Raw genomic sequence first — 10,165 nt, 5'->3', positions numbered from 1 at the left:
TATCCCCGTAAGCAGTTTCCATCCCACCCTGCATAAATTTCTTCTTATCTGCCATAATGCTTTCCTCCTCTGTCTACAAAATTGTTCACTTGGCTTGATTGCTTCTCTTTTTTATGGTTCTTATAAGCCCTGAAACCATAAGTGAGTCCCATCCATAAAGCCTTGAATACATAAAATACGGCTTTGAAAGCCAATCGTACAGCCTTCAAGGCCGTGTCGTTCGAAAATCCACTCATAATAATTATATTTAACAGGTTACTGATAGTTCCCGCACACTATAGTTACTCTGCAAATATAAGTCATTACATCAAAGCAAACATCCCGGTTTCCCGGGGGTCAGAAATCATTGTGCGGCTTAATAAAACCTCTCTGCATAGCCTTCACCACCAAGTCTGCCATGTTACGAGCTTCCAGTTTAGTCATAAGACTTTTCCGATAGCTCTCTACCGTATTCTCTGTAAGACAAAGGCGAACAGCAATTTCACACGTACTGAGACCCTCGGATATAGCCTGCAAAACTTCCTGTTCGCGAGGCGTTGGCAAATTCTTCTTCACAAGCGAAGTACGGACATTCTCTAAATGACGATACATTTGTTCGAAACGAGGACAAAAATATTTCCGCCCTTCCCTAACAGCCAACACCGCTTCTTTAATAGCTTTTACACCCGACAGTTTCAAAACAACTGCATCAGGTTCCTGACGGAGCAACGCATGCAAAACCCAACTTTCCTCATGCATGGTACAGACAATAAAACGAGCCTGAGGGTGAAGACCTCGTATACTTTGTATCACGTCAATTCCACTCTCACCAGCCAACTCTACATCTATCAAATAAATATCATAGTCATTTTCCTTACTCTTCCGAATCAATTCACGCGAATTAAAAGCTCTATCCGTATGCCCCACCTCTGGCATACCTTCTAATACTTTAGACAAGCCCTCAAGCACCAATTCATGATCATCTAACATAATGATAGAAACCGGAGATAATAGTTTACTTACATCACTCATCGCATTTAGGAATTAATAGAAATATTCGTATTTAAAATACATTTTACTAACGTACCATGTCCATTAACAGAATGAGTTATGGTGAATGTACCATGCAAGGCTGCAATTCTCTCTTGCATGGTTTGCAGCCCAATACCATCCGTTTTCTTTTCGCCACTAACACAATAACCCTTTCCATCATCTTTAATGTAAAGAATAAGAGAAGTATCAGTCAATTCTATGCCTACATAAACATTAACAGCGTCCGCATGTTTTATAATATTTGCTAAAGCTTCCTGTGCCACACGATAAAGCATTATGGCTGTCTCTTGTGGAATAGCATACCATTTTGCATCCGGGGGATCTGCCCGAAAAGTAAAAGACAAATCCGGAGTTCCATCAGCTAACTGTTTAACATAATTTTCAAGAATTTCCTTCAATGTCAGTTCACTAAACGAAGGAGGCATTAATTCATGCGAAATAGCCCGCACACTCTCACGTATACGTGTTAAGGTTTCAGCCAGCAAAGAACTATCAGAAAGTTCATGCTGCAGTTTTATCTCAAGGGCATAAAGTTCATTGCTAATGCCATCATGCAATTCACGCGCCAATCGATTTCGTTCTATCTCCATACCTTCCAGATAACGACGGGTCAAATTCAACTCTGTTTCTGAACGCAACAAAGCCAAAGCCTTCTCTTGTCTTTCGGCATAAAGACGCATCTGAGCATTTTTCTTGCGCATCCGCCAAACAATGACAGCAGCTAACTGAAATAATAGCAAAACAAACAGGCAAAACAAAATAAGTCGGTTGCGATGACGTTCTTCCGCTATGCGCTGTTCACTTTCCATTTGAACAATTTTCAGTTCTTTTTCTTTGGTTTCATACTTTACGTTCAATTCTTGCAAAGCCTTATCACGTTCAGTATTCATCAAACTGTCATTCAATGAAACGTAATTATCCATGCAGTCCAAAGCCAAATCATACTGTCCAAGTGCCTTATAACACTTGCCCATAGCCTCATATGTATCTTTCAGAATAAAAGGCTTTTGTTCAACACCTGCCACCTGCAAAAGTTGCCGACAAGAAGTTAATGCTTCAGCAAAACGCTGAAAAGAAAGCAAAACATCTCTCTCCGCCTGATAATACCCTGCCAACGTATTTGTAGCTTGCACATGAGGCAAAAGACTACGCGCTCGAGAAATATAATAATCCACTGAATCTTCCTCATTTAACAAGCTCTCCAAGTGTAATTGATAACCAAGATTACGGAGTTGCATATTTTTATCATTCATCTTCACTGACAAAATCATACTGCGACGTATGCACATTGCCGCTTTCTCAAGCTCTTTTCCTTCCATAAAAACCATACTGAGATTGGCATAAGCCTGTACATTCGACAGTTCATTCGTAACAGATTCCAAATCCTTAAGGGCCAGTTCTGCATAGTGCAATGAGTTTCTTATTTGCTTCATATCAACACATAACACTGCTAAATTAACATAAAGAGAAGCTCGTTCTTCCGACATCTCAGGCCGGTGATCGTCTGCCAACAATGCCAAAGCGCGCTCATAAGATGCCAAAGCTTCTTCCAAATGTCCAGTAGAACGTTCATACATGCCTAAAGCACGATAACTTCCCAACAAAGTAGCCGTATCTCTCAACAATATGGAATAATGAGCCGATAGCTTTTCTTTGCTAATAGCCGAATCAACTTGTCCCATACGATAATAGGTATCGGACAAGCAGGTAAGCATCAGGTTATAAGAAGTTTCACGAGGACGTTTACGTGCATAATCATCCATACGAGTCAAGTAATAAACAGCCGAATCATATTGACTGACCGCATTAAAATAATTGCCCAAATAAATGCAACATTCAGCCTCCCGATCCCGGTTTCCTTCTTCTTTGTATAAGATATATGCCTTTTTTTTAATCGGGAGATAAGATTCTATATTCCCTTTTCCTAACTCAGATTCAGCCAGACTATCATAGTAAGCGGCAGTTTCACTGACAGCCTGCCCTCTGCCTTCCATCAGTATTAGAGAGAACAACAAAAGAAAAGCTATTCTTTCCATGGCATTCTTTATAAAGGTTAATCCACTATTTGTGCATCTTCTATATTACTATCCGCCTTTGAAGAAGTTGGCATTTTAGGGCGCCGACGAGAAAATCCCAGCCAATTAACAAGCTCGGACAATGCATACACTAAACTACTGGCTCCCAAAATGATAAAAACAGTCGAACGTGCCTCTAAGGGATAGAAAAGTGAAAATAATCCCGCTAAAAGAATGAGGGAAGGAATCACATAAAAACCGACCGGAACACGCATCCACTGCCGTGCCGAAGCCAATGAAGCTATTTGCTGGATTCCTCCTATGACAAGAATAAAGCCAAGCACATAAGTTAACAAGTCAGCAAAGAAACCAGGCATAATAATCAACCATAAGCCAAAAAGCAAGCTGCCAAGTCCTAATAATGGGAAATGGAGCCCATTCGCACGCCCTACCCAATAACCAATGATACTGACAAGTGAAGGCACCAGAAAAACACACCCCACTGTTATAACCAGATATTGCGCCGCTTGGTCGGGGAAAAGTACCAATACCAAGCCTAGAACAAGCGCACAAACTGCACGCAACAAAGAATAACTCAGTCCTTTCATAATAATTAATCTATTTGTTTTATAAATGCGAAGATAAAACTTTTCATTCAGTAATACTGTATCATCCACATATAAATTATATCTATTACAACAATCGTCCTCCGCTATACTGTAAAACATAATCGAGACACTTCACAGAACACATAAAGACTTCTTAGATTATATTCGGCATGACAGCATAAAAGAAAAATCAAGCAAGCACTAAAAAAAAGAAAGTTTTCTTTGGAGATATCAAACAAATCGACTACTTTTGCCCGCATAAAATAGAAAAAGAAAAATGTACAGACATTTAGTAAATACATATTGGTGGTGGCGCCCGTTACAACTCCAGCAGTCGTAAGGGAGCAGCGCTCGTATGTACTTATATCAAGCCTATAAACATTGAAGAGCCCTGTCGCACTTGCGGCAGGGCTCTTTTTTTAATCCATACAAAACTTTAAATTCATACAAAAGATGAGTTACTTAGTAGACGAATACGGTTATTACGGAAACTTTGGCGGGGCTTACATCCCCGAAATCCTGCATAGGTGTGTGCATGAACTGCAAGAAACCTATCTGGATATGCTGACCAGTGCCTCCTTTCAACGAGAATATGAACAATTGCTACGCGACTACGTAGGGCGTCCCTCTCCTTTATATTTGGCACAGAGGCTGTCTGCCGTGCATGGCTGCCGCATCTACCTGAAGCGTGAAGACCTAAATCATACGGGAGCACACAAAATCAACAATACCATCGGACAAATTCTCCTGGCAAAGCGCATGGGCAAACAACGCATTATTGCCGAAACAGGTGCCGGACAACATGGAGTGGCCACGGCCACGGTGTGCGCCCTGATGAACATGCAGTGTGTGGTCTATATGGGCCAGACCGACGTCGCCCGCCAACGAATCAATGTAGAGAAGATGCGGATGCTGGGAGCGCAGGTTGTGCCCGTTACTTCGGGAAACGGAACGCTGAAGGATGCCACCAACGAGGCTATCCGCGACTGGTGTTGCCACCCGAGGGATACACACTACATCATCGGCTCGACCGTGGGGCCGCACCCCTACCCTGACCTGGTGGCGCGGCTGCAGTCGGTCATCAGCCGTGAAATCAGGCAACAATTGCTGAAACAGGAGGGCCGAGAGACGCCAGACTACCTCGTGGCGTGCATAGGCGGAGGAAGCAATGCCGCCGGCACCATCTACCACTATGTGGACGACCTTCGGGTACGCATCGTCTTGGCGGAAGCCGGAGGAAAGGGGGTTGAAACAGGCCAAACGGCAGCCACTATCGCCTTGGGACGCATGGGCATCATACACGGGGCGAAGACATATGTCATCCAGAACGAGGACGGGCAGATAGAGGAGCCTTACTCCATCTCTGCCGGGCTGGACTATCCGGGCATAGGGCCCATGCACGCCAATCTGGCTCAGAGCAGGCGGGCTGTCGTCTTGGCGGTGAATGATGACGAGGCTATCCGTGCGGCGTTCGAACTGACACGCCTGGAGGGCATTATCCCGGCACTGGAGAGCGCGCATGCCTTGGGGGCATTGCATAAACTGAAGTTCCATCCGGAGGACATCGTGGTATTGACCGTGTCCGGACGAGGCGACAAAGACATAGAGACTTATCTGAAATATCAACCTAAAGAAGATAACGTATGAAACAGTACAATTACCACACACACAGCCGCACGCTGCTCGGCGACCTGCACACGCCCGTCAGTGTCTACCTGAAGGTGCGCGACCTCTTTCCCCAGAGCGCGCTGATGGAAAGCAGTGACTATCATGGCAGCGAAAACAACCGTTCGTTCATCGCTCTTTGCCCTTTGGCAAGCATGAGCGTGGAACATGGGAAGGCGGTCTTCCGCTTGCCTGACGGAGAGCGGTCGGAAAGGGAACTGAGCGACGCCCATAGCCTGAACGAAGCCATGAACGATTTCATGAAACGGTTCTGCATCAAGGGCGAGTATAGCCATTACTGCGGACTGTACGGATATACCTCGTTCAATGCCGTGCGCTACACGGAGGAGATAGCGGTCAAGGACAGCCGGGAAGACATCAATGATGCGCCGGACTTGCTATACATTATATATAAGTATATCATCGTATTCAATGATTACCGCCACGAGCTCTTGTTGCTCGAGATGACGGGCGAAGAGGAGGAAAGTAACCTCGAGCGCATTGTGAAAGCCATACAGGACCGGAACTACACGGCTTACGATTTCCAGGCTGTCGGCCCGGTGACGTCTACGCTGACCGATGAGGAGCACAAGGCGAACATACGCCACGGCATTGCCCACTGTCTGCGGGGCGACGTCTTCCAGATAGTCTTGTCGAGAAGGTTCGAGCAGGCATACGTGGGCGATGATTTCAAGCTGTATCGCGCGTTGCGCAGCATTAACCCTTCTCCCTACTTGTTCTACTTCGATTTCGGAGGTTTCCGCCTGTTGGGGTCATCGCCCGAAACGCATTGCAGGATAGAAGGCCGGCGGGCGTATATCGACCCTATCGCCGGGACGACAAAGCGCACGGGCAGGAAGGATGAAGACGAGGCGGCCGCCCGCTATCTGCATGACGACCCGAAGGAGAACGCGGAACACGTGATGCTGGTAGACCTGGCGCGTAACGACCTGGCACGCAACTGCCACGACGTCCGCATAGAGTTCTTTAAGGAGATGCAGTATTACAGTCACGTCATTCACCTGGTGAGCCGCGTCAGCGGGACGTTGAATGAAGGGGCAGATGCGGTGAAGGCATTTCTCGACACCTTTCCCGCGGGAACATTGAGCGGGGCACCGAAGGTACGGGCCATGCAACTGATTAGCGAGCTTGAGCCACACAACCGTGGAGCGTATGGCGGGTGTATCGGATTTATCGGTCTGGACGGAACGATAAACTTGGCCATCACCATACGTACCTTTGTCAGCAGGAACGGCAAACTGTGGTTCCAGGCAGGGGGCGGCATTGTAGCGAAAAGCAACGAAGAATACGAACTGCAGGAGGTGAACAACAAGTTGGGGGCCCTGCGCAAAGCCATCGAGATGGCGGAAAGGATGTAAAAGATATGAAGATAGCGATTATTGACAACTACGATTCGTTTACGTATAACCTGGCTCACCTGGTGCGCGAGCTGGGCGCTGAGGTTGACGTGTTGCGAAACGACCAGTTCCGGTTGGAGGAGCTGGAAGCGTATGACAAACTGCTGCTTTCGCCCGGACCGGGCATACCGCAGGAAGCAGGACTGTTGCCGGAGGTGATACGGATGTATGCCGGGCGCAAGCCGATGCTCGGCGTCTGCTTAGGCCATCAGGCCATAGGCGAAGCGTTTGGCGCACGGCTGGAGAATCTGAAAGAAGTGTACCATGGGGTACAGACAACAGTCAGCTTGCTGGAGGAAGAAGCGGGCGGAGACTATATCTTCCGTGGATTGCCATGCCGGATACTGGCAGGCCGCTACCATTCGTGGATAGTGTCGGCAGACAGTATTCCGCCCTGCCTGCAAGTGACGTCTCTGGACGACGGCCAGGTGATGGCACTCCGCCACCGGGTGTATGACATCCACGGCATACAATTCCACCCGGAATCGGTGCTGACGCCCGACGGAAAGGCCATTGTAAGCAACTGGATGAATGGTGCCGAAAACTGAGCGACTCGCGTAGGCTACACTGAGCGACTCGCGTAGGCTACACTGAGCGACTCGCGTAGGCTACGCTGAGCGGAGCGCTCTCCCCAGCGAGAGCAAGTCGCTCTCCCCAGCGAGAACAAATCGCTCTCCCCAGCGAGAACAAACCGCTCTCCCCAGCGAGAGCGAAGCGCTCACAATTTCGTAGCGACCCGCGAAGCGTGGCTTTCGCGCTCCGCGAAGTGAAGCTTTCGCGACTTGCGATAGCCAGCTAACGCGACCTACGATAGCCAGCTAACGCGACCTGCGATAGCCAGCTAACGCGACTTGCGTTAGCCAGCTAACGCGCAACGCTCACTTTTTCTTAGCACACCGCTAAAGCTCCCTTTAGCGACTCGCTAACAAAATAACAAACTAAAAATCACAGCAAAATATGAAAGAAATACTCCAAAGGCTCTTCCATCACGAAGAGCTTAGCAGTGAAGAGACCCGCTGCCTGATGCTCGACATCGCTGCGGGCAAGTATGAGAAGGAACAGATAGCTGCCTTGATGGCTGCCTTCTGCATGAGGAACATAACAGTGGACGAGCTGATGGGATTCAGAAGCGCGCTGATGGAAACGTGCATTGCTCCGGACTTGGCGGACTATTCTCCCGTCGACATTGTAGGAACGGGCGGTGACGGGAAGAACACGTTCAACATCTCTACCTGTGCCTGTTTTCTCGTGGCAGGCGCAGGCTATCGGGTGGCGAAGCACGGCAACTATGGCGCCTCGTCGGTGAGCGGTGCGAGCAACGTGATGGAAGAACACGGCGTGCACTTCAGCGCCGATGCCGACCGCCTGCGCCGTTCGATAGAGCAATGCAACGTGGCCTATCTGCACGCTCCCCTGTTCAGCCCGGCCATGAAATCGGTGGCGGGCGTGCGCCGTGCGCTGGGCGTGCGGACATTGTTCAACCTGCTGGGCCCGCTCGTGAACCCTTGCCGCCCCAAACATCAACTGCTGGGCGTGGCCGACTTGTCGCAGATGCGGTTGTACACACAGTTGTTCTGCCGGATGGGCATAGACTTCGCCGTAGTGAACAGCCTTGACAGTTATGACGAAATCTCTCTCACAGACGAGTTCAAAGTCATAACGCGCCGTTATGAACGCATCTATCGCCCGCAAGACCTCGGCTTTATGCCTGCCTGTCCGGACGAATTGTCCGGCGAAGGCAGCCGGGAGAGCGCGGCACGAATCTTCGACCAAGTATTGCAAGACCAAGCCACACCCGCGCAGCAGCAATGCGTCATAGTCAACGCAGCCTTCGCCATACAAGTGCTGAAACCTGAAAAAGAGATTGCCGAGTGCATAAGCCTGGCACGCGAGTCACTGGAAAGCGGACGCGCACTGAAGATGTTCCGAAAATTTATAGAAATCAATAGCTGACATTATGAAGGACATATTATCAGACATCATCGCCTACAAACGCATGGAAGTAGAACAGCAGAAAGCAGCCGTTCCTGCCGACGTCTTACGGCAAACGATAGAGAATCTTCCGCCTGCCCGCACCGTCAGCATGAAGCAATCGCTGGCAGCGTCGGACACAGGCATCATCGCCGAGTTCAAACGCCGCTCGCCCTCCAAAGGCTGGATACACGCCGAAGCCAAAGCAGAAGACGTTTGCCCGGACTACGAACGAGCCGGAGCGGCAGCCTTGTCCGTGCTCACCGACCGGCACTTTTTCGGCGGTACGCTGGCCGACCTGCAAACCGCCCGTGCCTGCACCGACTTGCCCCTGCTGCGCAAAGATTTTGTGATAGATAGCTACCAGTTGCTGCAAGCCCGAGCCTGCGGAGCCAATGCCGTGTTGCTCATTGCTGCCTGCCTGTCTCCCGAAGAAGTCATGTCACTGGCCGGGCAAGCACATGCCTTGGGGCTGGAAGTACTGATGGAGGTGCATATGCCGGAAGAACTGGCCTGCCTGGGCCCACATGTCGACATGCTGGGGGTAAACAACCGAAACCTGGGCAGCTTTCACACCGATGTACGCACTTCTTTCGACATGCTGGAAGCACTGGCAGCACTTCCATCACAGCCGGAACCACCGCTGCTTGTCTCAGAAAGCGGCCTGTCGGACGCACAGACTGTAAGACAGCTACGCCGCGCAGGCTATCGGGGTTTCCTCATCGGAGAGAACTTTATGAGATCGCCCCATCCCGGCAAAGCACTCTCCGCTTTCTTGCAAAACCTAAACGGCCCATGCGTATGAAACAGAAACTCATTTGCAAAGTCTGCGGTATGACCCTCGGCGACAATATCAGGCAGGTAGAGCAACTGGGCGTAGACTGGATAGGGTTCATCTTCTATCCCCGTTCGCCACGCTTCCTGGACGCCCTGCCCGACTATCTTCCTCAGCGGGCAGAGCGCGTGGGCGTCTTCGTCGACCAACCCAAAGAAGAAGTCCTGATGTATGCCGACCGCTTCGGTTTGCAGGCTGTACAACTGCACGGGCACGAATCGCCCGGCTATTGCCGCTCGCTCTGTGGGCGCGGACTGCGCATCATCAAAGCCTTTCCCGTAGCCACCGCCGACGACCTGCTGGCCACCACTGCCTACGAAGGCTGCTGCGACTACTATCTGTTCGACACGAAGAGCACACAGCCCGGCGGTTCGGGACAATCCTTCGACTGGTCGGTATTGCAAGCCTATCACGGCCGCACGCCCTTCCTGCTCAGTGGCGGCATCCGTCCCGAACAGGCGGCTGTCGTGCGTGCCCTCCGGCATCCCCTGCTGGCCGGCATCGACCTGAACAGCCGGTTCGAATCATCGCCCGGCGTGAAAGATATACAACTGCTCCGGCAATTCCTTGATGCCTTCAATGAAGAATAACTACTCACTAAACATTTCATAAACTTACCAC

Annotated in this window: 10 protein-coding genes; 6 read left to right on the top strand and 4 right to left on the bottom strand. The window is 49.8% G+C overall.

Translation table 11 applies throughout. The features are described 5' to 3' along the window. Window positions 1-44: 44 nt before the first annotated feature. The 4 genes from M3090_RS08065 to M3090_RS08050 all read right to left on the bottom strand — a co-directional run bounded on the left by M3090_RS08065 (window position 45) and on the right by M3090_RS08050 (window position 3,655). Window positions 45-236 (bottom strand): hypothetical protein, encoded by a 192-nt coding sequence (locus M3090_RS08065; RefSeq protein WP_249055118.1) that lies wholly within the window; start codon window positions 234-236, stop codon window positions 45-47. Between the two features lie 100 nt (window positions 237-336). Beyond that, window positions 337-1,011, bottom strand: a complete 675-nt coding sequence (locus tag M3090_RS08060; protein WP_249055117.1) for a LuxR C-terminal-related transcriptional regulator — start codon at window positions 1,009-1,011, stop codon at window positions 337-339. Between the two features lie 5 nt (window positions 1,012-1,016). Continuing rightward, window positions 1,017-3,068 (bottom strand): sensor histidine kinase, encoded by a 2,052-nt coding sequence (locus tag M3090_RS08055; RefSeq protein WP_249055116.1) that lies wholly within the window; start codon window positions 3,066-3,068, stop codon window positions 1,017-1,019. 17 nt (window positions 3,069-3,085) lie between these two features. Continuing rightward, window positions 3,086-3,655, bottom strand: a complete 570-nt coding sequence (locus tag M3090_RS08050; protein ID WP_249055123.1) for a DUF308 domain-containing protein — start codon at window positions 3,653-3,655, stop codon at window positions 3,086-3,088. Between the two features lie 453 nt (window positions 3,656-4,108). Here M3090_RS08050 and trpB point away from each other — a divergent pair, with 453 nt between their 5' ends. The 6 genes from trpB (at window position 4,109) to M3090_RS08020 (ending at window position 10,134) form a co-directional block, all read left to right on the top strand. After that, window positions 4,109-5,302, top strand: coding sequence for a tryptophan synthase subunit beta (trpB, locus tag M3090_RS08045; protein ID WP_249055115.1), 1,194 nt, complete (start codon window positions 4,109-4,111; stop codon window positions 5,300-5,302). Continuing rightward, window positions 5,299-6,699, top strand: a complete 1,401-nt coding sequence (locus M3090_RS08040) for an anthranilate synthase component I family protein (RefSeq protein ID WP_249055114.1) — start codon at window positions 5,299-5,301, stop codon at window positions 6,697-6,699. The genes trpB and M3090_RS08040 overlap by 4 nt, the downstream gene beginning before the upstream one ends. Before the next feature lie 5 nt (window positions 6,700-6,704). Then, window positions 6,705-7,286, top strand: coding sequence for an anthranilate synthase component II (locus M3090_RS08035; protein WP_249055113.1), 582 nt, complete (start codon window positions 6,705-6,707; stop codon window positions 7,284-7,286). Window positions 7,287-7,695: 409 nt separating this feature from the next. Then, entirely contained in the window at window positions 7,696-8,691 is a 996-nt protein-coding gene (gene trpD / locus M3090_RS08030; RefSeq protein ID WP_249055112.1) for an anthranilate phosphoribosyltransferase, read from the top strand. 4 nt (window positions 8,692-8,695) lie between these two features. Further along, window positions 8,696-9,514, top strand: coding sequence for an indole-3-glycerol phosphate synthase TrpC (trpC, locus tag M3090_RS08025; RefSeq protein WP_249055111.1), 819 nt, complete (start codon window positions 8,696-8,698; stop codon window positions 9,512-9,514). Next, window positions 9,511-10,134, top strand: coding sequence for a phosphoribosylanthranilate isomerase (locus tag M3090_RS08020; RefSeq protein ID WP_249055110.1), 624 nt, complete (start codon window positions 9,511-9,513; stop codon window positions 10,132-10,134). The genes trpC and M3090_RS08020 overlap by 4 nt, the downstream gene beginning before the upstream one ends. The last annotated feature ends 31 nt before the right edge of the window (window positions 10,135-10,165 follow it).

It is taken from the genome of Bacteroides sp. ET71 (assembly GCF_023336905.1).
In the GTDB taxonomy this organism is placed as follows: domain Bacteria; phylum Bacteroidota; class Bacteroidia; order Bacteroidales; family Bacteroidaceae; genus Bacteroides.
This window is presented reverse-complemented; position numbering and strand designations above follow the sequence as displayed.

Bases quoted from the DNA above. Each gene is read 5' to 3' on its own strand.
- M3090_RS08040 (WP_249055114.1), top strand. From the start codon at position 5,299: ATGAAACAGTACAATTACCACACACACAGCCGCACGCTGCTCGGCGAC.
- M3090_RS08065 (WP_249055118.1), bottom strand. From the start codon at position 236: ATGAGTGGATTTTCGAACGACACGGCCTTGAAGGCTGTACGATTGGCT.
- M3090_RS08050 (WP_249055123.1), bottom strand. From the start codon at position 3,655: ATGAAAGGACTGAGTTATTCTTTGTTGCGTGCAGTTTGTGCGCTTGTT.
- trpB (WP_249055115.1), top strand. From the start codon at position 4,109: ATGAGTTACTTAGTAGACGAATACGGTTATTACGGAAACTTTGGCGGG.
- M3090_RS08060 (WP_249055117.1), bottom strand. From the start codon at position 1,011: ATGAGTGATGTAAGTAAACTATTATCTCCGGTTTCTATCATTATGTTA.
- trpC (WP_249055111.1), top strand. From the start codon at position 8,696: ATGAAGGACATATTATCAGACATCATCGCCTACAAACGCATGGAAGTA.
- trpD (WP_249055112.1), top strand. From the start codon at position 7,696: ATGAAAGAAATACTCCAAAGGCTCTTCCATCACGAAGAGCTTAGCAGT.
- M3090_RS08020 (WP_249055110.1), top strand. From the start codon at position 9,511: ATGAAACAGAAACTCATTTGCAAAGTCTGCGGTATGACCCTCGGCGAC.
- M3090_RS08055 (WP_249055116.1), bottom strand. From the start codon at position 3,068: ATGGAAAGAATAGCTTTTCTTTTGTTGTTCTCTCTAATACTGATGGAA.
- M3090_RS08035 (WP_249055113.1), top strand. From the start codon at position 6,705: ATGAAGATAGCGATTATTGACAACTACGATTCGTTTACGTATAACCTG.